Source organism: Candidatus Symbiopectobacterium endolongispinus, assembly GCF_018777385.1.
Taxonomy (GTDB): Bacteria; Pseudomonadota; Gammaproteobacteria; order Enterobacterales; family Enterobacteriaceae; genus Symbiopectobacterium; species Symbiopectobacterium endolongispinus.
In genome coordinates this window covers 615,982-635,370 of sequence record NZ_JAFJYB010000002.1, presented here as the reverse complement: position 1 = coordinate 635,370, position 19,389 = coordinate 615,982, and the positions used below count along the sequence as shown (strand labels likewise).

Sequence of the window (19,389 nt, the reverse complement as noted above, 5' to 3'; positions counted from 1 at the left end):
TCTTACTTACCGCTTACGCCGCTTTCACCAACTGTTCATCAGGGCGTTTCAGCACGGCATACAGCAGACCCGCCACCGCAGTGCCCGCCAGAATCGCGAACAGGTAGCCCAGTACCGGCGTGATCGCTCCTGGAATCAACAACACAAACAACCCGCCATGCGGTGCCATCAGATGTGCGCCCACGGCCATCGACAGCGCCCCGGTAACGGCTCCGCCCAGAATACAGCACGGTAGTACGCGCATCGGGTCACGGGCAGCGTAAGGGATCACCCCTTCAGAGATAAAGCACAGGCCGAGCACAAACGCTGCTTTACCACCTTCACGCTCGGACGCGCTGAATTTCTTCGCGGCCACCAACGTCGCAAGGCCCATCGCCAACGGCGGAACCATGCCTCCGGCCATAACGGCCGCCATCGGCGCGTAAATCTGGCTACTGAGCAGTGTGGTACCAAATACATAGGCCACCTTGTTCACCGGACCGCCCATGTCGGTACACATCATGCCGCCTAGGATTGCACCCAGAATCACTGCGTTAGCCGTGCCCATGGATTGCAACCAACTGGTCAAGCCCGTCAGGATCTTCGCCACCGGAGTACCTACCACGTAGATCATGATGAGGCCGGTAATCAGCGTCGCCACCAACGGAATAATCAGTATCGGCTTCAGGGCTGACATGCTTTGCGGTAGCTTGATATGGTCGCTGAGCGCTTTCGCCAGGTAACCCGCCAGGAAGCCAGCGATAATGCCACCAAGGAATCCCGCGCCGGTACTCACGGCCAACATGCCGCCGACCATCCCCGGTGCCAGACCGGGACGGTCAGCAATGGAGAATGCGATATAACCCGCCAACACCGGAACCATCAGAGCAAACGCGGAGCCGCCCCCGATCTTCATCAGGTGTGCAGCCAGCGTGCCTTCCTGTTTAAACGCCTCGATACCAAACACAAAAGAAAGCGCAATACATAAACCACCAGCCACCACCATCGGCAGCATATAGGACACGCCCGTCAGCAAATGGCGGTACGGTCCAGTGCCACCCTTTTTCTGTCCGGCACTGGCTGGTTGTGCACCGCTTTGCGCTGTTGGCTGGTAAACGGTAGCTTCCGCCTGCGCTTTATCCAGTTCCTGCGCCGTTTTCTTCAACGCAAGACCGGTTGAGGTGCGGTACATTTTTTTGCCGGCAAACTTCGACAGATCCACTTCAACATCCGCTGCCACGATAACCAGATCGGCCTGCTCGACTTCTTCCGACGTGATAGCGTTACCCGCGCCAACGGAGCCGCGCGTTTCCACTTTCACCCACCAGCCGCGTTTTTTCGCTTCCTGCTCGATGGCTTCTGCCGCCATAAAGGTGTGAGCCACGCCAGTCGGGCACGCCGTCACCGCCACGATACGCGGCACTGAAGGTGCACTCACCGTAGCCGCCGCAGGGGCCTGATACGGCTCCGCCTTTGCTTTTGCCTGCGTCAGAAATTGTTCTGACTGACTTGCTGCCAGTTCAACATCACCGACATACACCTTTTTGCCATTGAGCGCGCTGTCAGCAGACAGTGCACCGCCCAGGACTATCGCCAGTTCGCTTTCATCGATCTTGTCAGTCAGCGTCAGGTCCGCTTTCGCAGCCGCCGCGCCGAGCAGTTTTTTCACCAGGTGGCTTCTGGCAAGCCCCAGTGATTTATCTATTATCAGCAGCGTTTTCATGATCTATCTCTTGCTGTTAGTGATTGAAGGGTTTCAGGTCGACACGCGCCATCATCGCGGCCAACTGAGGTCGATCGGTAATGCCAACATTGCTTTGGCTTACGGCCAGCGCAGCCACTGCGGTTGCCAGTCGTAAGGTGTGTTCACTCGATTCACGCATTAACAGGCCATAAATCAATCCGCCGACCATGGAATCACCGGCACCTACGGTGCTGACAACATCGCAAGCCGGTGGCTTGGCCAACCAGGCACCCGAGGCATTAACCCACAGAGCACCTTCCGCCCCCAACGAGATCACCACATGAGCGATACCTTGCTCACGCAGCGCATGGGCAGCGTCTACCACATCTTCCTGCGTGGGCAACTTGCGGCCAGCCCAGATTTCCAGCTCACGACGATTGGGTTTCACCAACCAGGGCGCGGCTTTCAGCCCCGCTACCAGCGCCTCACGGCTGCTGTCGAAAATAATGCAAGGACATTGGGTCCGCAGACGTGACATCCAATCTGTAAACGCATCCGGATCGACGCCTGCTGGCAAGCTACCAATGACGGCAACCGTGTCGAACTGCCCTAACCAACTGAGCGAGTCATTGACGAAGCGCTGCCAGTCTTGTTGTGTGACATCGAACCCGGAGAAGTTGAGATCGGTCACTTCACCGGCCTTTTCTGTCAGCTTGACGTTGATACGCGTGCGACCGGGGACAACCTGAAAACGGTTGGTAATGCCCAGTTCGCTGAACAATTGCTGAAAGCCGTCCTGATTGTCTTTGCCCAGAAATCCACCCACCGTGACGTCAATCCCGAGGTCTTTCAGCACTTTGGCAACATTAATACCTTTGCCCGCGGCGTAAAGACCCGCCGTTTGCACCAGGTTGACTTCACCCCGTTCAATTTCGGGGCAATATCCCACCAGGTCATACGCGGGATTCAGGGTAATGGTGGCAACTCGCCTGCTCATGCTGCGCCCTCTCCTAATCCAGAATTAATTGCTTCGCCAATCGCCGCCAATGCCTGTTCAGCATCGCTGCCCGCTGCGGTGAAACGCAGCTTATGGCCCTTTTTAACGCCCAGAGCCACCACCTTCATCAGGCTGCGCCCGTTGGCCGGCTTACCGGTACCATCAAGGTTGGTCACCGTGATCTCGCTGGTGAACTGCTTGATAACATTCACCAGCATGGTCCCCGGACGTGCGTGCAACCCGTGCTCGTTACGGATGGTGTAATCTGCGGTCAGCACATCGCTTTCTTCCGGTACGTCACTGGTCAGTAATGCCAGCAGCGTGGCAGCATCAGCATTCAGCAAGCGTTCAGCTTTCTGTGCGATCAACAGGTTGCTTAAATAATCGATAGGGGCCAACGCTTGTTCATCCGCAGCAGTAACCGTAATCAGCAGCGCCACCGGCTCGTCATAGGCGGTGAACGCGACTGGGCGGCTTACAGCGACAGCACTCGCCAGATTGCCCTGTGCGTTATCGCTCAACCACACGCCTTGTCCCAGATAAAGCGGCTTCTGGCTGACGACCGCGCTGACAAACCCGGCATCAACGGCACCGATCTGCTGCAAACGACCCGCGTTCAGCGCCTGTAACGTCAGCAGGCTGTCAGTGGCAACGTCCAACGTGATCAACGAGGTATCAAAACGGAAATCCGCGCTCTGCTGCTCCCCCATCAGCAAACTGCGCAACTCTTCTGCTGACGCGGTTTTTGCCATACGCGCTGCAACGTTTTCGTCGCTCAGCACATGGGTTAGTTGACGCAATAACGCCAGATGTTCGTCCGAGCGAGCTGCGATGCCCAGCACCACATAGGCGGTCTCCTCTCCCCAGGCTATCCCCTGCGGAAATTGAAACACCTGAACACCGGTTTTCAGCACCAGATCGCGCGTATCAGTTGTGCCGTGTGGAATAGCAATACCATTACCTAAATAGGTCGACGTTTGCAGTTCACGCTGCAACATTCCATCGACATACGCCGGGCTGACACACCCGGCAGCAGCCAGTGCGGCCGCCACTTGCTGGATAGCGTCCAGCTTATCGCTGGCAGCCGCACCCATATGAATGTCTTGCTGTGATAACTGGAACATGACGCTCCTCTCCGCTTTTGTTGAATCGTTTCAGCAAACAAATGAAGATATAAGGCCACGAATGGCAAACAATGCAAAAAAAGGATGACTTAAACGTTTCACTGAGTCTGGGCCTAATGTTGCTTTTATGCAAATATTCCACGTATTTCATGTGATGAATTTTTGACATCACGCACATTTTAGCCATTGAGCATGCTGAATTCATAGTAGAAAGTCGCACCAGCTGAAGGCTTGCTGAAGCAAAAAAGATGAAACATCTTTTCAGAAAGCGCACAGCTCGCGTAAAATACGGGCGCTGTGGTATCACGGTTTGCATTTTCTGACTCAAACAGCACTGACTCTCATCTTGCACGTTTTTTGCACGCGCGTATCTTCCATACGTTTTCTGACACACAAACGCACTGCCCTAGATTGTTAATTATGTCTATATTGAACTCCGTATTGCGGCGTCAGCCCGATCTGACCTCCTCTGCATTCCTGGTCATTGCTTTCCTGATCGGTATTGCCGGGGCATTGCAATTGCCAACGTTGAGCCTGTTCCTTTCGACCGAAGTGAAAGTAAACCCGCTGATGGTGGGGCTCTACTACACGGGCAGTGCTGTTATCGGCATTGTCGTGAGCCAAATGCTGGCCACACGCTCCGACAAGCAGGGCGACCGTAAACGACTGATTCTGCACTGTTGCATACTGGGTGCACTGGGATGCGTGCTGTATGCCTGGAACCGTAATTACTTTATCTTGCTGATTGTCGGCGTCATTCTCTCAAGCTTTGGTTCGACCGCTAACCCACAGCTATTCGCGTTGGCGCGCGAGCACGCCGATCGTACCGGGCGCGAAGCCGCGATGTTTAGCTCAGTGATGCGTGCCCAGATCTCCCTGTCCTGGGTGATCGGCCCGCCAGTGGCTTTTGCCCTGGCGCTGGGTTTTGGCTTCCCAGTGATGTACCTCACCGCAGCAGTGGTATTTTTGCTGTGTGGCTCGCTGGTGACCTTTCTGCTCCCCTCAATGCCGAAATCGGCCTTGCAAACAGACACGACGTTGACATCGCCGCGTCAGAATCGACATGACACGCTGCTGCTTTTTTTTCGCCCGCACCGCCATGTGGACCTGTAACGGGGTTTACCTGATCACGATGCCTTTATATGTAGTCAACGCACTGGGGCTGTCTGAGAAGCTGGCCGGGATCATTATGGGCACGGCGGCCGGGCTGGAAATTCCTGTTATGTTGATTGCGGGCTATGTGGCAAAACGCGTTGGTAAACGCATTTTGATGCACATTGCCGTCGGCGCAGGACTGCTTTTTTATGTCGGGCTGGTGCTGTTCAGCGCAGAGTGGGTGCTGTTAGGATTACAACTGCTGAACGCCATTTTTATCGGTATTTTGGCGGGTATTGGCATGCTCTATTTTCAGGATTTAATGCCAGGACAAGCGGGCACCGCCACCACGCTATTTACCAACACCACACGCGTGGGTTGGATCATTTCCGGATCGCTGGCCGGCATCGTGGCACAATTTTGGGGTTATCACGCCGTCTTCTCTATTTCCCTGCTGATGAGTGTGGGAGCGGCTTACTGTATGTGGAAAATCAAGGATGTATAAACAAACGACACGGCCCCTATCAGGGAGCCGTTTCTGCCTCAAGCAGTAAAAGATAAGTCAGCGCATCATCACGCGTTGTCATACACATCTCCGCCTGCGGTTGCAGCGTCGCGCACACCGCAGTTCGCAACGGCGAGCCAAACAAGCCACAGCGCATCGCGGCATCAAGGTGCAGGCAGCGTACGTTGGCGGGTTTCCCCTCCGGCATTCCCGGCAACGGACTGGAGATTGACGGGACAATACAGCAGGCCCCACAGCCTGAACGACATTCCATCCTGTTTACTCTCAAGGCGGGTTTAATGGCTGCTCCAGCCTAGCAAATTTGCCCGATAACACCAGCGCAATGCAGAGAAATTCACCATTTCCCCCGCCTTTATCGTCATAAGCGTTGGCTATTTCACGTTTTACTGGCAGATCTACGATTTACTTAACCATAAGTTTTTCGCATCATTAAACTAGTACAATGACTTTACCTTGGAGCTGCAATGTCAGCCGACGTTTTCCCGCTTTCTCGTTCGCGCTCTGCCTTTGGCGGAGCCATGATCATTGCTGGCACTGCCGTAGGTGCAGGCATGTTCTCTATTCCGATTGTTACCGCCGGTGTCTGGTTTAGTGGCTCGGTGCTGTTGCTGGTTGCCACTTGGTTTTGCATGTTTGCCTCCGGACTGATGATCCTGGAAACCAACCTGCACTACCCCGCCGGTGCCAGCTTCCATATCATGGTGAAAGATCTGCTCGGGAAACACTGGAATACCCTGAACGGTCTGTCCGTGGCCTTTGTACTTTATATTTTAACCTATGCCTATATCTCAGCGGGTGGTTCAATCATCACGCACACGCTGGCAGATGTTTTTCCCATAGGGCACGCTACATCAGGGTTAATATTTTCTCTACTGGTTGCCTTTATTGTCTGGCTCTCCACGCGCGCCGTGGATCGGCTAAGCACTCTTCTGATTGGCGGTATGGTGATTACTTTTGTGCTGTCAGTGAGCGACCTGCTCACTCAGGTCAACCACCATTGTCTGTTGATGAGCGCGCCCGCGGATGCGCCATACTTTCCCTATGCACTGGCAGCGTTACCCTACCTGTTGGCCTCTTTTGGCTACCATGGCAATGTGCCCGGTTTGGTGAAGTACTATCACAAAGACGGGCGCACAGTGGCGCGCAGCCTGTTCTACGGCACCTTACTTTCACTGGCAATCTATTTACTGTGGCAGTATGTAATTCAAGGCAACATTCCACGTGAAGAATTTAAAGCCGTGGTCGCCGAGGGCGGCAACATCGGTAATTTATTTCAGCACATGGGCAACGCTGCGCAAAGTGCCTATCTAATCCCCTTGTTGAACGCCTTTTCTTATATGGCACTGGCCAGTTCGTTCCTCGGCGTATCCCTGGGACTGTTTGATTATATTCAAGACTCTTTTTCACTGGCAGATACACCACGAGGCCGAACACAGGCAGCCAGCATTACCTTTATTCCGCCAACACTTGCCGCCTTGCTGTATCCGGATGGTTTTCTGCATGCCATCGGTTTCGCCGGGCTGGCGGCGACGCTGTGGGCAGTGATTATTCCCGCCTGTATGGTGGTCGCCGCCCGCAAGCGCTTTGCTCCTGATAGCACGACCTATCGTGCACCAGGTGGAATGTGTCTGGTGGTTATCGTTCTGGCGTTTGGCGCCATTAACATCGTGGCGCACCTGCTTACACTATTGGGCGCTCTGCCGGTGTACGCCTGACCGACCTGCTATAAAATAGAACGACAGCGATGAATGCGCGAGCGGATGATAAAATGCCGCTTGCCTGAATTCAGCGGCGCGAGTAACGTGTCGCCACAAAATGTCTTTTTCTTTATAACAGGGTTTTTTCATGGCAAGAGCGAACGAAATCAAACGTGGCATGGTGATCAATTACGGTGGCAAGCTGCTGTTGGTAAAGGATGTCGACATCCAAGGTCCCAGCGCTCGCGGTGCCAGCACGTTGTACAAAATGTGCTTCTCCGATGTACGTACCGGCCTGAAGGTTGAGGAACGTTTCAAGGGTGACGACATTCTCGATACCATCACCCTGACACGCCGTTTTGTCACTTTCTCCTATGTGGACGGTGATGAGTACGTCTTTATGGATGATGAAGATTACACGCCGTATATCTTCAAAAAAGAGCAAATTGAAGATGAACTGCTGTTTATACCGGAAGGCGGGATGCCTGGCATTCAGGTGCTGACCTGGGATGGACAAATCCTGGCGCTGGAACTGCCGCAAACGGTAGATTTGGAAATTGTAGAGACCGCACCAGGCATCAAAGGGGCTTCAGCCAGCGCCCGCAACAAACCGGCGACCATGAGCACCGGTCTGGTGGTTCAGGTGCCAGAATACCTGAGCGCAGGTGAAAACATTCGTATTCATATCGCCGAGCGTCGCTATATGGGCCGCGCCGACTAAGTCTCTCGCGCGCCGGTCATTGACTGGAGCGCCTCTCGCCTCCCCCGTTTAATCGTATTTCCGGAGTCTGATGTGTTGACCAAAGTAAACCTGATCACTGGCTTTCTTGGCAGCGGCAAAAACCACCACCATTCGCCACCTGCTGACACAAAAACCCGAAGATGAAGTGTGGGCGGTACTGGTCAATGAATTTGGTGAAATTGGCATCGACGGTGCGTTGTTGTCTGACAGCGGCGCTGTATTGAAAGAGATCCCCGGCGGTTGCATGTGCTGCGTGAACGGTCTGCCGATGCAGATTGGCCTGAATATGCTGCTGCAACAAAAGAAACCGCACCGCTTACTGATCGAACCGACCGGCTTAGGACATCCAAAGCAGATTCTTTCGTTGCTCACCACTGAAAGTTATCAACCCTGGATCAGTTTGCAGGCATCACTTTGCCTGTTAGATGCGCGGCAGTTACAGGACGCACGTTATAGTGAAAACGAAAACTTTCGCGATCAGTTAGCCGCGGCAGACATTATCGTTGCCAACAAGCAAGATACCTACAGCACAGACGACATCGCCGCGCTACAGCGTTGGCAGCAGGCCGAAGCAAGCGATTGCTCTATCGTGAGCGCCGCACAGGGTGAAATCGATGTGTCACTGCTTGATGAGCCACGCCGCAATACGCGCGAACTTCCTGATGGTGCGCACCATCATTCCCATGCTTCAGAACGTGGATTGGCCGCATTGCGCCTGCCAGGCGGCGAAGCCTGGCGCCGTGCACTCAATGAAGGGCAAGGTTACTTTGCCTGTGGCTGGATTTTCTCCCCAGAAACGCAGTTTTCCACGGCCGCACTGTTGGATTGGGTTCGGTTGACGCCGGTCGACCGCATTAAAGGAGTGATGCGCATTCCCGAAGGTACATTGATTATCAATCGGCAGGGATTGGACCTGCATATTGAAACCAAACAGCTTCTCCCGCTAGACAGCCGGATTGAGTTAATTCACACCGCATCGGCACCGTGGAATCAGTTCCAAAGCCAGCTGTTGAACTATCGTTTAAGTTTTCAGGAATAGAATAGAAATGTTCTTTCTTAATATTTTGAGCTTGTTGCATGTCACAACGTCAGTTTTTCGCCATTCCACTGCTCAACGCAGCAGGTGTGGCGCTGTTCTTTTCCTGGTATCTTCCCGCTAATCACGGATTCTGGTTTACCCTCGACAGCGCCATCTTCTTCTACTTTAACCAGCAACTGGCAACCAGTCCGTTGCTGCTGTATACGGTCGCTATCACCAACAACCGCGCTTTCGATGCCTGTGCGCTGCTGGCGATGGGGTTACTTTATTTTTACCATTACCAGCGCGGGGATAGCACTGAACGCCAGCGTTTACTGATCATAGGCGTGGTCATGCTGATTACCGCCGTGGTGCTGAATCAGTTGGGCCACTTGCTGCCAGTACAGCACGCCAGCCCAACCTATTACTTTAGTGATATCAATTGGGTTGGCGAACTGACCGGCTGGCCGACTAAAGATGCCTCCCGCGACAGCTTCCCTGGCGACCATGGCATGATGCTGATGATTTACTCCGCTTTTATGCTGCGCTATTTTCCGCGCCGTTCATTTTTGATCTCATTGGTCATCGTGGTTGTTTTTACCGCACCGCGTGTCATGATCGGTGCCCACTGGTTTACAGACATCGCGGTGGGTTCCCTGTCTGTGGTTTTGGTGGCACTAAGCTGGTGGCTGATCTCGCCGGCCAGCGATGCAATGATTAATTTTTTGCATCGTTCATTACCAGCACGTTACCGTCGCTAAAAGCCCCCTCTTTAACGCACCGTCCCCCAACTACACCGGCATTCTGGCCTCAAGCGCCTGGATGCCGGGCTGTCACTGGATGTCATCTGTTTGCGTTATGGTTACCGCGTTTTTTTAGGATAACTCCCATCCGCAAATTTACGATTTATTACATCATTAATTCTTATAAAGAATTTCCATAAAAAGGCTCGCAATCGCCGGCGCGTTATGGTAGTCTCGGTAAAGTTTGAGTTTTACCGAACGCGGTTATTCTTGGAATGGAAGAAATTATGTGCTATTCCACACATTTTCATCCTCAAGTGGTTGGTCCAGGTAAAACTCTGTTTTAGTCTGACCCTAGTTTCGTTTCGGCGTTTATATATGGCGTAGTTGCATACATGACGATGGTGGTCGTTAAGGAAATCAAGGGAACATAACGATAATGGTCAAATCTCAACCGAGCCTGAGATATATCTGGCGGGCAATTTCCGCGTTGGCGATGGCACTTGCGCTATCTGCCTGTACAAACACAGGATCTCATCAAGCACAAACTGATCGTTCTGCAATAAATGATAAAGACAGTCTTTTATTGCAGGCCTCTCAGGACGAATTTGAAGCCATGGTGCGTAACCTGGACATCAAATCCAAACTGATGGATCAATATGCCAGTTTGAAAGGTGTACGTTATCGTTTAGGCGGTGACAGCCGCAAAGGTATTGATTGTTCTGCCTTTGTTCAACGTACCTTCCGTGAACAATTTGGCATGGAACTCTCACGTTCGACTTATGAACAGCAGGAATCGGGCATTCAGGTTCAGCGCGGCAAACTTCGCCCCGGCGATTTGGTGCTGTTCCGGGCTGGTTCCACCGGTCGTCACGTTGGCATCTACATTGGTAATAACCAGTTTGTTCATGCCTCCACCCGTGCGGGTGTTGATGATTTCCAGCATGGACGATGCCTACTGGAACAAACGTTCCGCATTTTCAGCAAAGGTGCCACCAGTTAACGGTATGACCAGTTAGTCACATTTCTCTTGATGCGCAAAACGAAACGAAAACAGAGCGCCGCTTAATCAGCGGCGTTTTTTTATCATGATGAGGCATACACCAACCGCCGCGCTCCAGGCTGAACGTAACGCTTGATGAAAAGCTGTTCAACTCTCTAATATAAAGTAGGTTACGCGTAATTTTCATGGTAAAAAGGGACGCGCTGACCTATTACCCATAGGCGGCAACATCGGTTTGACCTATATTCAAGTGATCCAAATGAAAATCACCGCAACTTTGGTCTGATGCCAGATCATTGCACGGCTTTGCAGGAGAAACACAGCGCAATGCTAAAACGTGTGGCCACCCTGGCTTTGCTCGGTTCTCTTTGTTGGGGAGCCCTTGCCGACACCATCCAACAGAACACCTCATTCGCCTTGTTGGGAGAGCCTAAATATCCCGAGGGATTCACGCATTTTGGTTACGTCAATCCTGACGCGCCCAAAGGGGGGAGCATCACGCTCAGCGCTCTGGGAACGTATGATAACTTCAACCGTTTTGCGTTACGCGGCGTGGCGACTGAGCGTACCGAACGCCTGTACGATACGCTGTTTACTTCATCTGATGATGAGCCGGGTAGCTTTTACCCGCTGATTGCACTGCATGCACGCCATGCTGACGATTTTCGTTGGATGGAAGTGGAACTGAACCCCAAAGCCACGTTTCACGACGGCTCACCGATTTTAGCCTCTGATATGGCCTTCACCTTCAATATGTTTATGACGCAAGGGGTTCCACAGTTCCGCGTGGTGTACAAAGGCGTCACGGTGACCGCTATCGCGCCGCGCACCGTGCGGCTGGAAATGCCTGAGCCGGATAAAGAACGGCTGCTGGGACTGCTGACATTGCCCGTTATGCCTGAAAGTTTCTGGAAAAATCACAGTCTTGCCGATCCGTTGCCCTATCCCCCACCGGCCAGTGGCCCCTACCGCATCACCTCCTACCGCACCGGCCAATATGTGACCTACAAACGGGTACAAGACTATTGGGGAGCTGATCTGCCGGTGAATCGCGGTTTGAATAATTTCGACCAAATCCGTTACGACTACTATCTGGATGACAGTGTCGCGCTGGAAGCGTTCAAAGCGGGCGCTTTCGATCTGCGTGTCGAAGGATCACCCAAGCACTGGGCAACGCAGTATCAGGGCGGTAACTTCGCTCGGGGTTATATCGTCAAGCGCGATCGGACGAATCAAGCGGCGCTGGATACCCGCTGGCTGGTGTTCAATATTGAGCGTCCGCTGTTTCAGGATCGCCGCATCCGACAAGCCATTGGGCTTAATTTTGATTTTAACTGGATGAACAAGGCGTTCTATTACAACGCCTATCAACGCGTTAACAGCCTGTTCCAAAACACAGAATATGCCGCGCAAGGTACTACTCCCAGCCCAGAGGAATTAAAATGGCTGGAGCCGCTCAGGGACAAAATACCGCCTGAAGTCTTTGGCCCCAGCTTTCAACCACCAGAGAGTGATGGCAGCGGCTACGATCGCGCCCATTGGCAACAAGCCTTACAGTTGCTTGAGGACGCGGGCTGGGAATTGAAAAACCAGAAGTTGGTCAACCGCAAAACCGGACAACCGTTTACCTTCGAATTATTGCTCCCCAGCGCTGCCAACGTGCAGTACGTACTGTCGTTCCAGCAAAATCTCAAACGTTTGGGCATCGACATGAAGCTGCGCCTGATTGACAGCGGGCAGTTCACCAATCGTCTGCGTGCCCGGGATTTTGATATGCTCGCCCGCCTTTACCCGGCAAGAATTTACCCGGATGGCAACCTGAAATTTGGCTGGCATACCAAATACCTCTACTCAACCTATAACACGGCGGGCGTGAGCGATCCGGCCATTGATGCACTTATTGAGCAAATCGATGCGCATCAAGGCAATAAGGCGGAATTGCTGGTATTAGGCCGCGCGCTGGATCGGGTGGTGACCTGGAATCAATTTATGATCCCCATGTGGTATTCCAATCACGATCGCTACGCTTACTGGGATAAATTCGCCATGCCAGCAACCCGACCGGCCTATACGTTAGGGTTGGATAGCTGGTGGTACGATGCACAGCGGGCGGAGTCATTGCCGCCCGAACGCCGTTAAGGAGCCATGGTGGGAACCTATTTACTACACCGACTTTTGCTGGTGATCCCCACGCTGTGGGCCATTATTACCATTAACTTTTTCATTGTGCAGATAGCCCCAGGTGGCCCGGTTGATCAGGCCATTGCCACCATCGAGATGGGTCAGGGCAGCGGGTTTGGTGCCGGTGGCGGCATGGATGGGGCGATGGCGCGCAGCGGCGGTGGCACGCTGACCGTGGAAAATGCCTACCGTGGCGCTCGCGGGCTGGACCCAGAGGTGATTGCGGAAATCACCAAACGTTATGGGTTTGATAAGCCGATTCACGAGCGCTATTTCACGCTGCTGTGGAACTATGCCCGATTGGATTTTGGCGATAGCCTGTTTCGCGGCTCCTCGGTGATGGAGCTTATCAAGCAGAGTATGCCGGTTTCTATCACGCTGGGATTATGGAGCACGCTGATCATTTATCTGGTCTCAATCCCGCTTGGCATCAAAAAGGCGGTCAAGAACGGTACACCGTTTGATACCTGGAGTAGTACCCTGATTATTGTCGGCTACGCTATCCCGGCGTTCTTGTTTGCCATCTTGCTGATTGTGCTGTTTGCCGGCGGCAGCTATCTGGACTGGTTCCCGCTGCGCGGACTGGTATCGAGTAATTTCGACACCCTGCCCTGGTACAGTAAAATCACCGATTACCTGTGGCACATCACGCTGCCCGTACTGGCAACGGTGATTGGCGGCTTTGCAACTCTGACCATGCTGACCAAAAACTCGTTTATGGACGAGATTCGCAAGCAATATGTGGTCACCGCACGAGCCAAAGGGCTGGACGAAAACAGCATTCTGTACCGCCATATCTTCCGCAACGCCATGCTGCTGGTGATTGCCGGGTTTCCGGCGACCTTTATCGGCATGTTTTTCACCGGTTCGCTGCTGATTGAAGTGATGTTCTCACTCAACGGGCTGGGTCTGTTGGGTTATGATGCCACACCGCAACGCGACTACCCGGTGATGTTTGGTACGCTCTATATCTTCACGTTAATTAGTCTGCTGGTGAATATTGTCAGCGATATGACCTATACACTGGTCGATCCGCGCATTGATTTTGAGGGACGCCAATGAGCCGAATCAGCCCAATAAATTTGGCGCGCTGGGCCCGTTTCCGCGCCAATCGCCGTGGCTACTGGTCACTGTGGATCTTTCTGGTGTTGTTTACCCTCAGCCTGTTCGCCGAACTGCTGGCCAATGACAAACCGCTGCTGGTGCGCTATGACAACAGTTTCTATACGCCGTTGCTGGTGAATTACCCTGAAACCACCTTCGGCGGCCAGTTTGCCACCACCACGGATTTTCGCGATCCCTACGTGGCGGCGCGTATCGCGCAACATGGCTGGAGTATCTGGCCGCCGATCCGTTATCGCTACGATACCATTAACTATGCCACTACCCAGTCATTCCCCTCCCCGCCTTCCGGACTGAATTGGCTCGGCACAGACAGTCAGGGAAAAGATGTGGTAGCGCAAGTGCTGTACGGCTTTCGCATTTCCCTGCTATTTGGGCTTTCACTGACCTTGTTCTCCAGCCTGATTGGCATTGTGGTCGGCGCAACGCAGGGTTACTACGGTGGCAGGCTCGATTTGTGGGGGCAGCGCTTTATCGAAGTTTGGTCTGGTATGCCGACCCTGTTCCTGATTATCTTGCTGTCCAGTGTTATCCAACCTGATTTCTGGTGGCTGCTGGGCATCACTATCCTGTTTGGTTGGATGAGCTTGGTGAGCGTGGTACGCGCCGAATTCCTACGAACCCGTAATTTCGACTACATTCGCGCGGCGCAGGCCATGGGGGTAAGCGATCGGGTAATCATGATGCGCAGTATGCTGCCTAACGCCATGGTCGCGACGTTAACGTTTCTGCCCTTTATTTTGTGCAGCTCAATCACTACCCTGACATCGCTCGATTTTCTGGGGTTTGGACTTCCAGTCGGCTTGCCGTCACTGGGAGCACTGCTGCTGGAGGGCAAGAACAATCTTCAGGCTCCCTGGCTCGGCATTACCGTATTTCTGGTGTTGGCAACCCTGTTGTCGTTACTGATTTTTATTGGCGAAGCGGTGCGCGACGCTTTTGATCCCAGCAAGGCACATTGATATGAACCCAACTCCGCTGTTACAGATTCAGGATCTCAGCATCGCATTTCACCAGGGTGAGCAGGTGCATCAAGTGGTGGATTCAGTATCCTTAAACGTCGAGCGCGGTGAAACGCTGGCGCTGGTGGGTGAATCCGGCTCGGGCAAGAGTGTCACTGCGCTGTCGGTGCTGCGCCTGCTGCCTTATCCACCGGTTATCTATCCTCAAGGGGATATCCTGTTTGACGGCGAATCGCTGCTGCATGCGCCAGAAACACGGTTACGCGAACTGCGCGGCAACCGTATCGCCATGATCTTCCAAGAACCGATGGTGTCACTGAACCAGCTGCACAGCATTGAAAAGCAATTGATGGAAGTGTTGACGTTGCACCGTGCAATGACACGAGACGTTGCGCGCAGTGAAGTGCTTACCTGTTTGGATCGCGTTGGCATACGACAGGCACAGACGCGCCTGAAAGACTTTCCTCATCAACTGTCGGGCGGTGAACGCCAACGGGTGATGATCGCGATGGCCCTGCTGATGCAGCCAGATTTGCTGATTGCTGATGAGCCAACTACCGCGCTAGATGTCACCGTACAGGCACAAATCCTCACCTTGTTGCGTGAACTGAAACACGAGTTGGGTATGAGCCTGCTGTTCATCACGCATAACCTGAATATCGTCAAGCAACTGGCAGACAAGGTTGCCGTAATGCAGGGTGGGCGCTGCGTAGAACAAAATCGTTGCCGCGACCTCTTCGCCGCGCCGCAGCACAGCTACACCCGACAGTTGCTGGATGCCGAGCCCTCCGGTTCCGCGCTGCCTCTGCCGGATGATACACCGACGCTGCTACGCGTAGAAAAGCTCTCGATTTCATTTCCCATTAAGCGTGGACTATTGCGCCGCACAGTGGCAGAAAAAACCGTCATCAATGGGTTGAATTTCACCTTACGTCGTGGCGAAAGTCTGGGACTGGTGGGGGAATCCGGTTCAGGGAAAAGTACTACAGGACTGGCATTGTTACGGCTCATCGCCTCACGCGGTAACATTGTGTTTGATGAACAACCGCTGCACCAATTTAATCGCCGTCAAATGTTACCACTGCGTAGCCAGATCCAGGTGGTGTTTCAGGATCCCAATTCGTCGTTGAATCCACGGCGCACCGCGCTGCAAATTATCGAAGAAGGGCTGGAAGTGCACCAGAAGATGAGTGCCTCCGATCGAGAACAGCGGGTTATTGAGGTGATGCGCGAAGTCGGCCTTAATCCCGAATTTCGTCACCGCTACCCGTCTGAATTCTCCGGTGGCCAGCGGCAGCGTATTGCTATCGCCAGGGCGCTAGTGCTCGAACCCGCACTACTGATCCTTGACGAACCCACCTCGTCACTGGACAGAACCGTACAGGCGCAGATTCTGACATTATTGAAAACCTTGCAGCAAAAACGCCAACTGGCTTATCTGTTCATTAGCCATGACCTACATGTGGTGCGTGCGCTGTGCCATCAGGTTATCGTACTGCGTCAAGGTGAGGTGGTAGAACAAGGGCGTTGTGAACAAGTTTTTTCCGCGCCTCAGAGCGCCTATACACAAGAACTGCTGCGCATGGCTACCCTATAAAGGCACACGCGCCATGTCATGGCAGAAGCATGGCGTTTAAAACGGATAGAGCGCACTCAGGGGTTCCGCGATGGCGACGCCCACATTTTTAAGACGACACAATTCTGTACTTTCATCATCACGGTGTAAAAACAGACAGGGTTCCCCTTCCCATTCCAACACGGCACAATCAATCTGAATTTCAGCCAGGGACTGGTTCAACTGACGTAAAATAACCCAGGCCATTTCACCGTCGTGGCTTAATAATTTAAAGCCAATCAGGTTGTTGTCCTAATCTCGTCCCCGCAGGGGAATACCGCTCAGCGGAATCGGTTCCACCTTGATACCAGCGAAGCCCGATAGCCAACGATAACTTTGCGGCAAACGATGCACTACCGAAAGTTGGAGAGTGTCCACTATTACTTTCCCTCAGGTATGATGATGGTGAACAAACGCAATGACATTGGCGTCAAAGAAAAAACGTTTACTCTTAGTGTCCGAATATGGCGGCACTGCTGAATGAGCATTTCTACAAGAATCCGCGTTGCAATAATCATAAGTCACCCTTCTTAGCGAATGGAAATGATTGCAATACTGATTAATGCCACGTTGATCACATTTTAAGATTTTATAGGTTGCCCTATATTTAACGCTTTCCCTACAATATCTCAACCCCTTTTATTTACATTGTTTACTTTTAAATCATACACCATACATTTTACATTTATAGAACAACATTCTAAAAAAAGACAATGTGACATCGATAACACTTGACCGTGAACAAAAAGGAAAGATCAAAATAATGGAGCCCGACGTTAAATGTCAGCAACGAGAGGGTTCCGTTTGCCGCATCACTGCGGCAAACGGAAAAAAGGGACGGAATCAGCGAGAGCGGGCTGCGTAACCGTAAAGCAGGAAGGCGGCAACGGAACAGAGTGACATGGAGACGATCATCGGCCAGGCGCTGGTAAAACTCACCAGTGACAGCAGGCTTCCGACCAGTGCGCCCATGCCAAAGCGTAGCGTGCCAGCTAGCGAGGATGCAGCCCGCCATATGCGGAAAATCATCCAGTATCACGGCCATGGCATTTGACATCACCATCGCAACACAGCCGACATATATAGCCACTCCCAACACCAACGGCAAGAAGCCCAGATCCAACGCGTAGATAACCACCAACGCAATACCGACAACAAACTGTATCAGCAGCCCGATGCGAAACATCTGATTCGCGCCCAAGCGGCGCACCACACGGCTATTGGTGTAGGTGGTCAGGAACGGAAAGACCACGTTCAGGGCAAAGTAATAGCCGAAATGTTGCGGAGACACACCGTAGAGATCGATATAGACAAAAGGACCAGCGCTTAAAAAAGAAAACATGCCAGAAAACGAAAACCCGCTTGCCACCATGTAGCTAAAGACTTTTTTGTGGCGAAACAGCGAGGCGAAATTCCCGGCAGTGGTACGAAAATGGAACGGCTGGCGTTTTTCTACCGGCAACGACTCTTTGACAAAGCGCATCACCAGCACCGAGGCAATCAGTGACAGCCCGGCCAGCGTCCAGAAAATCGCATGCCAGCTAAACCATAGCAGCAACACGCCGCCCAACATCGGCGCCAACAGCGGTGCGACCGTCATGGCCAGCATCACAAATGACATCATGCGCGAAAATTCATCTTTGGCGAAGGTGTCACGCATCAGCGCATTAATCACCACCGCAGCCGCAGACAAGCCGTGCAGCATCCGCAGCACGGTGAGCTGTTCAATGGTTTGCGCCAGCGCGCAGGCCACGCCAGCCAACATAAAGACCAGCGTTCCCCCCCAGTATGACGGGTTTACGTCCCAGGCTGTCCGCCATCGGGCCGTAGAATAACTGACCGATAGCAAACCCCATGATGTAGGCGCTTAACGTCATCTGCACCTGGCCCGGCTCCACGCCGAACTCTTTGGCAATCACCGGCAGCGCCGGCAGGTACATATCGATGGCAAACGGTGTCAGCATCGACAACAAGCCAAGAATAAAAATCAAGCCAATATGTGATGGCGCTTTCCCCACTGCATGTCTCCCAGAGTGTTGCCCGCAAAACAAAAAAATTCACCGCAGCGGCAGGTCTCCACCACGGTGACGGTTGAAATAGGCTTGATGACCGGTTCAGCGGCGCATCGTGTTTACATCAGGTGGATGACAAGCGCATAACGCATACTGCATGCAGTATGGCGCAAATCGGCTCAATGCGGCAAAACGCTGGTCACTTCTTCTTCCGTCAGTGCGCGATACTCGCCCGGCTCAAGCGTGTCATCCAGTGCAATGGCACCAATGCGCTCACGGTGTAACTCAACCACGCGATTTCCCACGGCGGCGAACATCCGTTTGACCTGGTGGTAGCGCCCTTCCCCGATGGTTAACCGGACCTGATGGTCATCCAGCTTTTCCAGTTGCGCGGGTTTGGTCAGCGATTTTTCACCGTGCAGTTGCACCCCCTGCTCAAACTGGTGTGCCGTATCCTCTGCCAGCGGCAGTTCGAGCGTGACCAGATAGGTTTTTTCACAGTGATGCTTGGGCGATGTAATGCGGTGCGACCATTGTCCATCGTCAGTCAGCAATACCAGCCCGGTGGTGTCAATATCCAGTCGACCCGCAGCATGCAGTTTGGGCGCAACTGGCTCATCGATAAAATAGAGAATGGTCGGGTGATCCGGATCTTCCGTTGAACACACGTACCCTTGCGGCTTGTTAAGCATGAAGTAGCGCGGGCCATTCTGCTGCACCAGCGCGTTGCCATCGAACTCAACCTGATGTTCAGGTGCCAATTCGAATGCGCCGCTTTTAACCACCTCACCATCAACGGTAACGCGCTGCGCACGCAGCTCCCGTGCTACCAATGCACGGCTGATCCCGAGTTGCTGGGATAAAAATTTGTCCAATCGCATGAGAAAAT

The 19,389-nt window shown here is 53.0% G+C and carries 12 protein-coding genes and 5 pseudogenes; 10 read left to right on the top strand and 7 right to left on the bottom strand.

Going from position 1 to position 19,389, the window contains the following annotated elements:
- Window positions 1–13: 13 nt before the first annotated feature.
- From fruA to fruB, 3 genes are read right to left on the bottom strand one after another with little or no spacing between them, the layout of a single operon-like run.
- Window positions 14–1,702, bottom strand: a complete 1,689-nt coding sequence (gene fruA / locus JZM30_RS09915) for a PTS fructose transporter subunit IIBC (protein ID WP_252318501.1) — start codon at window positions 1,700–1,702, stop codon at window positions 14–16.
- Window positions 1,703–1,718: 16 nt separating this feature from the next.
- Window positions 1,719–2,660 carry a 1-phosphofructokinase gene (fruK, locus tag JZM30_RS09910; RefSeq protein ID WP_252318500.1) on the bottom strand — a complete coding sequence of 314 codons (942 nt, stop codon included), beginning with the start codon at window positions 2,658–2,660 and terminating at the stop codon, window positions 1,719–1,721.
- On the bottom strand, window positions 2,657–3,784 hold the full coding sequence (gene fruB, locus JZM30_RS09905; RefSeq protein WP_252318499.1) for a fused PTS fructose transporter subunit IIA/HPr protein: 1,128 nt from the start codon (window positions 3,782–3,784) through the stop codon (window positions 2,657–2,659). The genes fruK and fruB overlap by 4 nt, the downstream gene beginning before the upstream one ends.
- Before the next feature lie 420 nt (window positions 3,785–4,204).
- On the opposite strand from fruB, the pseudogene JZM30_RS09900 reads away from it, so the two are divergent.
- Window positions 4,205–5,384: pseudogene (locus JZM30_RS09900) on the top strand (sugar efflux transporter).
- A gap of 19 nt (window positions 5,385–5,403) precedes the next feature.
- Here JZM30_RS09900 and JZM30_RS09895 read toward each other — a convergent pair.
- Window positions 5,404–5,658 carry a YkgJ family cysteine cluster protein gene (locus tag JZM30_RS09895; RefSeq protein ID WP_252318498.1) on the bottom strand — a complete coding sequence of 85 codons (255 nt, stop codon included), beginning with the start codon at window positions 5,656–5,658 and terminating at the stop codon, window positions 5,404–5,406.
- 211 nt (window positions 5,659–5,869) lie between these two features.
- Here JZM30_RS09895 and mtr point away from each other — a divergent pair, with 211 nt between their 5' ends.
- The 9 genes and pseudogenes from mtr to yejF all read left to right on the top strand — a co-directional run bounded on the left by mtr (window position 5,870) and on the right by yejF (window position 16,470).
- Window positions 5,870–7,120: a tryptophan permease gene (gene mtr / locus JZM30_RS09890; RefSeq protein ID WP_252318497.1), complete on the top strand. Its 1,251-nt coding sequence runs from the start codon at window positions 5,870–5,872 to the stop codon at window positions 7,118–7,120.
- A 130-nt stretch (window positions 7,121–7,250) separates the two neighbouring features.
- Entirely contained in the window at window positions 7,251–7,823 is a 573-nt protein-coding gene (yeiP, locus tag JZM30_RS09885; RefSeq protein ID WP_252318496.1) for an elongation factor P-like protein YeiP, read from the top strand.
- Between the two features lie 72 nt (window positions 7,824–7,895).
- Window positions 7,896–8,883, top strand: a pseudogene (locus JZM30_RS09880) (CobW family GTP-binding protein).
- A 38-nt stretch (window positions 8,884–8,921) separates the two neighbouring features.
- Window positions 8,922–9,623 (top strand): phosphatase PAP2 family protein, encoded by a 702-nt coding sequence (locus tag JZM30_RS09875; RefSeq protein ID WP_252318495.1) that lies wholly within the window; start codon window positions 8,922–8,924, stop codon window positions 9,621–9,623.
- 421 nt (window positions 9,624–10,044) lie between these two features.
- Window positions 10,045–10,624: pseudogene (gene mepS / locus JZM30_RS09870) on the top strand (bifunctional murein DD-endopeptidase/murein LD-carboxypeptidase).
- A 311-nt stretch (window positions 10,625–10,935) separates the two neighbouring features.
- Complete coding sequence (locus tag JZM30_RS09865; protein WP_252318494.1) at window positions 10,936–12,747, top strand: extracellular solute-binding protein; 1,812 nt, start codon at window positions 10,936–10,938, stop codon at window positions 12,745–12,747.
- Window positions 12,748–12,756: 9 nt separating this feature from the next.
- Complete coding sequence (locus tag JZM30_RS09860; RefSeq protein ID WP_252318814.1) at window positions 12,757–13,851, top strand: microcin C ABC transporter permease YejB; 1,095 nt, start codon at window positions 12,757–12,759, stop codon at window positions 13,849–13,851.
- Entirely contained in the window at window positions 13,848–14,873 is a 1,026-nt protein-coding gene (locus tag JZM30_RS09855; RefSeq protein ID WP_252318493.1) for an ABC transporter permease, read from the top strand. Before JZM30_RS09860 ends, JZM30_RS09855 begins: the two co-directional genes overlap by 4 nt.
- A 1-nt stretch (window position 14,874) precedes the next feature.
- Window positions 14,875–16,470, top strand: a complete 1,596-nt coding sequence (gene yejF, locus JZM30_RS09850; RefSeq protein ID WP_252318492.1) for a microcin C ABC transporter ATP-binding protein YejF — start codon at window positions 14,875–14,877, stop codon at window positions 16,468–16,470.
- Between the two features lie 36 nt (window positions 16,471–16,506).
- Here yejF and JZM30_RS09845 read toward each other — a convergent pair.
- The 3 genes and pseudogenes from JZM30_RS09845 to rsuA form a co-directional block, all read right to left on the bottom strand.
- Window positions 16,507–16,866 (bottom strand): annotated as a pseudogene (locus JZM30_RS09845) (YejG family protein).
- Window positions 16,867–17,331: 465 nt separating this feature from the next.
- Window positions 17,332–18,452 (bottom strand): annotated as a pseudogene (locus JZM30_RS09840) (Bcr/CflA family multidrug efflux MFS transporter).
- A 227-nt stretch (window positions 18,453–18,679) separates the two neighbouring features.
- On the bottom strand, window positions 18,680–19,381 hold the full coding sequence (gene rsuA / locus JZM30_RS09835; RefSeq protein ID WP_252318490.1) for a 16S rRNA pseudouridine(516) synthase RsuA: 702 nt from the start codon (window positions 19,379–19,381) through the stop codon (window positions 18,680–18,682).
- Window positions 19,382–19,389: the final 8 nt, after the last annotated feature.

Bases quoted from the DNA above. Each gene is read 5' to 3' on its own strand.
- rsuA (WP_252318490.1), bottom strand. From the start codon at position 19,381: ATGCGATTGGACAAATTTTTATCCCAGCAACTCGGGATCAGCCGTGCA.
- JZM30_RS09895 (WP_252318498.1), bottom strand. From the start codon at position 5,658: ATGGAATGTCGTTCAGGCTGTGGGGCCTGCTGTATTGTCCCGTCAATC.
- yejF (WP_252318492.1), top strand. From the start codon at position 14,875: ATGAACCCAACTCCGCTGTTACAGATTCAGGATCTCAGCATCGCATTT.
- JZM30_RS09875 (WP_252318495.1), top strand. From the start codon at position 8,922: ATGTCACAACGTCAGTTTTTCGCCATTCCACTGCTCAACGCAGCAGGT.
- fruB (WP_252318499.1), bottom strand. From the start codon at position 3,784: ATGTTCCAGTTATCACAGCAAGACATTCATATGGGTGCGGCTGCCAGC.
- fruK (WP_252318500.1), bottom strand. From the start codon at position 2,660: ATGAGCAGGCGAGTTGCCACCATTACCCTGAATCCCGCGTATGACCTG.
- JZM30_RS09855 (WP_252318493.1), top strand. From the start codon at position 13,848: ATGAGCCGAATCAGCCCAATAAATTTGGCGCGCTGGGCCCGTTTCCGC.
- fruA (WP_252318501.1), bottom strand. From the start codon at position 1,702: ATGAAAACGCTGCTGATAATAGATAAATCACTGGGGCTTGCCAGAAGC.
- yeiP (WP_252318496.1), top strand. From the start codon at position 7,251: ATGGCAAGAGCGAACGAAATCAAACGTGGCATGGTGATCAATTACGGT.
- JZM30_RS09865 (WP_252318494.1), top strand. From the start codon at position 10,936: ATGCTAAAACGTGTGGCCACCCTGGCTTTGCTCGGTTCTCTTTGTTGG.
- mtr (WP_252318497.1), top strand. From the start codon at position 5,870: ATGTCAGCCGACGTTTTCCCGCTTTCTCGTTCGCGCTCTGCCTTTGGC.